At 27.4% G+C, this 4,711-nt stretch carries 3 protein-coding genes; 2 read left to right on the forward strand and 1 reads right to left on the reverse strand.

What is annotated here, in order from left to right:
- Positions 1-358 precede the first annotated feature (358 nt).
- Entirely contained in the window at positions 359-655 is a 297-nt protein-coding gene (locus tag ACTF56_RS12800) for an isoamylase early set domain-containing protein (protein WP_438967301.1), read from the forward strand.
- Positions 656-709: 54 nt separating this feature from the next.
- Here ACTF56_RS12800 and ACTF56_RS12805 read toward each other — a convergent pair whose 3' ends face one another.
- Positions 710-1,576 (reverse strand): hypothetical protein, encoded by an 867-nt coding sequence (locus ACTF56_RS12805; protein ID WP_438967302.1) that lies wholly within the window; start codon positions 1,574-1,576, stop codon positions 710-712.
- A gap of 183 nt (positions 1,577-1,759) precedes the next feature.
- On the opposite strand from ACTF56_RS12805, the gene ACTF56_RS12810 reads away from it, so the two are divergent.
- Complete coding sequence (locus ACTF56_RS12810; RefSeq protein WP_438967303.1) at positions 1,760-4,639, forward strand: CHAT domain-containing protein; 2,880 nt, start codon at positions 1,760-1,762, stop codon at positions 4,637-4,639.
- Positions 4,640-4,711: the final 72 nt, after the last annotated feature.

Raw genomic sequence — 4,711 nt, forward strand, 5'->3', positions numbered from 1 at the left:
GAATTTTTGAAATTTTCTTTTTTGTTGACATATTATTTAATATTTAGTCAACTTTTTTCAGGACAAGACACTATAAAAAGAAGTCCTCGTAAATGAGGACTTTTTTATTTAATGTGTTGATTTTGAATTAAATTGAAGAAAATAAAATGATTAATATTTTTTTTTGAGTAAAACAGAATCAAAATTCAACAAAATTTACAACGTTTTCTGAATTTTATATGCAATAATTAATGTGTAAAAATGAATTTATGATAATAATGTAGCGTATTATTTTTTATTTAATAATTCGTATTCATAGATTTGAAATTTAAATAAATTCACTTTAATTTTGGTGTATTATTTTAAAAATGAAATAGTTATGGCGATTAAAAAACAATTTGTAAAGACAAAACCGGTTTGTAAAGTTACTTTTTCTGTAGAGAATAAAGAGGCAAAAGAAGTTGCGGTTGTGGGTGATTTTAACAACTGGAATCCAACTGAAGGGGCAATGTCAAAATTAAAAAGTGGAACATTTAAATCTGTTTTAGATGTCCCAAAAGATGCTGCTTACGAATTTAAATATATTGTTGACGGAGAATTTATCAATGAAGAACAAGCAGATAGTTTCAAATGGAATGATTTTGGAGGAACAGAAAATAGTGTTTTAGAAGTTTAGAGATAAAAAAAGTGTTGATTTATTAAGTCAACACTTTTTTATTTTTACTTCATTTTATTTGATTCTTTTAAATCGTAACGTATTTCCTGTGCTCAAATGATTTAATTCTAAATAGGTTTCATCAAGTTTTAAAATGTAGAAGCACAAATCATCTTGTTCCACACTAATGTATTTATTAGTTTCTTTTTCATTAGTTACATTCGATTTATTCTGACATTTATTTGAGCGAATGTAAATAGAATTAGCGATTTCTTTATCGTTGTAAATTTCTATTTTACGATTTTCTTCAAAAACTATTACACTACTAGCATCATCTAAACTTTGCCATTTTCCGTGCAAATCATTGTTGCTTTTGTCATCTTCTATATTTTTAACTTCAAGATTTACAACGGCTTCACTAATCATTAAAAACACATTTTGAATTATATTTTTTTCTTTAGCATTAAAGTCTGCTTCTTTTATTGTATTAATAGTGTAATTTTCATCCAACCAAAATTTTAAGTAATCGTTCCTAAAAATATATTTAGTAGCCTTTGCATCTACAAAAAACACTTTTCCATCAATAAAATAATATTCAAAACTTTTGGTAAATGCACCGCTATTATCGGCAACACCCATTTTGATTTTTACAGGTTTACTATCATTGGCAAACCAAACAGTTACTGGTGTTTCTGATTTTTCATTAGTTAGAATTATTTTTTTTTCAACTGGAATTAAGTCTGAAACTTCATCGTTAATGACATCTATAATTGGAGCTATTTTTTCTTTAAACTCTTCTGGAGTTGGTGTTGCTGAAAATTCAGGATAAGTTAAACTTAATACATTTTTTACAGCTTCTTCTTGATTTTCTTTGGGAGAATTACAAGAAAATATAAAGATTGATATTAATATTGTACTGATTTTAAGTAAAGTAGGTTTCATTTTTGTGTATTTGTAAAATTTAATTTCTGAAAATAAATATAGAAATTTTTTTCTGGATAGAGAATATACTTTTATGATTTAATTAAATAAAGTCTATTTAAACAGATAATAATAGGGCAATTGCCTTATTGATAAAAATTTCAACTTAAAATATATTTGAAAATACATTTAAAATATATTTTCATGAAATCAATTTACTTTAAACTTCTATTTCTCTTTTGTGTCTCATCTTTTGGACAAAACAGTATTCCACTTACCAATAATCAATCCTATAAAAATGCCAAGGCCGCTTATAGCACTAAAGATTATCAAAGTACAATTACTTTAGGCAATCAAATTATTGATAATTATTTTTTAGAACCTGATTTATATGCTCTTATTGGAAAGGCTTATTTATTTAGTGGAAAATACCCTGAAGCAGCAAAATATTTGAAAATAGCCTATGAATTAGAACCTATTTATGATGATTTTGCCCTTTTTTATATAGTTGCAATGGCTTACAATAAAGAAACTTACAACATAAATAAAGTTTATAATGATTTTAGTTTTTTTGGTATGGCTGAAACCACCAAAGAATATAATAACGGTTACATAAACAATGTAATCAATGGTTTTAAAGGAGCAACAGACTATCAACCTACTATTGATGAAATAACAAAATCTAAAAACAAATACAATGCTGACTATGATACAAATGCTACAATTTTTGGAAAAGAAGCTGCAGCATTATATGAATTGCCAACAAAAAAAAGGACCGAAATTAATGCATCAGAAATAACAAAGAAACTTTTTGCGCTAAAAAATAGAGTCGCAAATAATACATTCCCAGCAAGCTATTATTGTCAATTACTACTTTATGTTGCCAATAATGCAATTGATGCGTCTAACAAAGAAACTATTTTAGAGGAACTTTTTTTTCAATTTAAAAATACAAATAACGCAACTTTTATGCGTTATAAATTCTATAGCTTACTTGTAGATGTATATCAAATTCAACAACAATATGATGCTGAAATTTCAATCTCAAATATAATGTTTGATGACATAACAAAAGTATCCCTTAGCACTTCAATGAATGTAAAACCTTTAAATCGTAAAATGTTTGCACTACTTGGACAAGGTAAATATAAAGAAGCACTTGATGTTGCTAAAAATGTAGAATCCGTTTTTAATAAAATAACAAATACAGAAGAACTTTTAAATGCTTATCTACAAACTTCAAGAGCTTATAGTTTATCTGGAGAAAAAGAAAAAGGAGTTCAATTAGCTGAAAAAGCAGAAGCAATTTCTAAAAATCTAAATTATCAAAATACAGATTTAGGGAATGAAATAACGAAAAATTTAGATAGAGCTAAAGCTTTAAATGGAGAAAAAATTGAGACAAATCATGATATCAATTCTTCAGATTATTTAGCATTATATAATGATGGACTTAGTCTAATTGGCTCCAGAAAATACAACGAAGCCATTCCTTTTTTAGAAAAAAGCAATAAATTGTATAAAGAAATTTTAAATCAAGCCAATGCTAAAGATAGAAATGCTTTACTTCGATTCAGTTCAAATGTTGGTGGACATTTAGTGGCCTGTTATCAGGAAACGAAACAATTTGACAAAATATTTCCAATCATGGAAAGCTTAAAAGCGAATTCATTAGTATCAAAACTAAGTATTCCAAATGAAAAATTAATAACCCTTTCTCAATTACAACAAACTTTAAAACCAGATGAAGCAATTGTATATTATACAGAAGTCACAAGAGGTTCCACAAGAGAAGGAACTTATATTGCAGCTGTGATTACCAAAGAATCTTTCAATACAAGATATGTAGTCTCTCATGGAGCACTTATGAATATTTATGTTAAATACAACAAACTCATAGGTGCTATTGAAAATGAAATGGCTAAAAAAGAATATAGAAATCCAAAATACACTCAATACAATTCTGTTCAAGAAGCTGGAACAAACGAATTAAGAAAAGGAGAAGTAAGTCTACTAATTGAATTATATAGAAAATTTTTAAACCCATCAGAAGGTGGGAAATTAGACCAACGCTTTACCAATGAAATGGATTTTGGTATGATTTCAAACTCATTTTACATAGATTATTTAAGCAAACTAGAACCTTATTTTAAAGATAAAAAGAAAATTATTTTCGCTTTAGATGGGATGCAAAACCTGATTCCTTTTGAAAGTTTAGTGGATATGAATTCCATTTACATGGTTGAAAAATATGATATCGCTTATATTCCAAGTGGTACAATTTTAAAAACAATTAGAGATAGAAAACCAAATACCTATTCCAAAAATATTTTAGCTTTTGGAGACGCAAAATATGCTCAACTACAAAGTCAAGGAATGCCTTTAAATAGTTTGGCAGATATTGATCGTTTAAGAAATCAAGTAATTGACTTGCAAAAAGAAAACAAACCTTTAGATTATGCTTTTGCCACTTTTAGTAAAAAACCTATGAAATATTTAGAAGGTGCTAAAGCTGAAGTGGAATATATTGGAGAAAAAATTCCAAATAGTGATACCAAAATGGGAGATTTAATGACTGAAAATGAATTCAAGCGAATGTCAAATGCTGGTGAATTAAAAAATTATAAAGCCATTCACTTGTCAAGTCATGCCATGGTTCATCCTTATATTTTTGATTTGAGTAGTATTGCTTTTAGTGTTTTTGCAACTCCAAAAGACAATGAAGACGGAATGTTAACAGTAGCTGAAATGGAAAAACTAAACATTAAAACTGATTTTATGATGTTGAGCGCTTGTCAAACTGGATTAGGGAAAATTGTGCCTGGTGATGGAATTGCAGGTTTAAATCAAGCCATGTTGACTGCTGGTGCTAATAGTACAGTCTCAACTTTATGGTCAGTTAATGATTATGGTTCTTATATTTTTACAGCTAATTTATATAATAAAGTGTTCAATTTAGGAATGGAATATAACAAAGCAGTAAACGAAGTAAAAAGAGATTTTATAAAAGGAACTTATAATAAACAAGGATTTAATGGTAGAGAAGTCAAATATTGGGCACCTTTTATTTATCACGGAAAATAATGAGTTGTCCTAAAAAAGGTTGACTCGTTAATAATTCAAATATAGTTAAATCGTAACAGAATTAATTCTGTT

This window comes from Flavobacterium sp. (genome assembly GCF_965657075.1).
Classification (GTDB): Bacteria; Bacteroidota; Bacteroidia; order Flavobacteriales; family Flavobacteriaceae; genus Flavobacterium.

Coding starts and splice junctions, on each gene's coding strand:
- ACTF56_RS12800 (WP_438967301.1), top strand. CDS start 359: ATGGCGATTAAAAAACAATTTGTAAAGACAAAACCGGTTTGTAAAGTT.
- ACTF56_RS12805 (WP_438967302.1), bottom strand. CDS start 1,576: ATGAAACCTACTTTACTTAAAATCAGTACAATATTAATATCAATCTTT.
- ACTF56_RS12810 (WP_438967303.1), top strand. CDS start 1,760: ATGAAATCAATTTACTTTAAACTTCTATTTCTCTTTTGTGTCTCATCT.